The 263-nt window shown below is 65.0% G+C and carries 1 protein-coding gene; it reads left to right on the forward strand.

Features of this window, described 5'->3' with window-relative positions:
- Positions 1 to 263: cytochrome c oxidase subunit II (locus tag J3482_RS20530; RefSeq protein ID WP_499706841.1), on the forward strand; the 263-nt coding region annotated here is incomplete at both ends.

The raw sequence follows: 263 nt of genomic DNA on the forward strand, positions 1-263 counted from the left end.
TCCTGGACCTGTGGCAGGGCGCGTGGATCGCGGCCCTGGCGACGGGTGTGGTCGTGTGGGGCCTGATCTTCTACGCCGTGGTCCGCTTCCGCCGCCGCAGCGACGACGAGATCCCGATCCAGACCCGCTACAACCTGCCGCTCGAGATCTTCTACACCCTCGCGCCCGTCGTGATGGTGATCGTGTTCTTCAACCACACGGTCAAGGTGCAGAACGAGGTCCTCGACGACGCCAACCCGGACAACATCATCGAGGTCACGGGG

This window comes from Alicyclobacillus suci, from assembly GCF_017329615.1.
Taxonomy (GTDB): Bacteria; Bacillota; Bacilli; order Alicyclobacillales; family Alicyclobacillaceae; genus Alicyclobacillus; species Alicyclobacillus suci.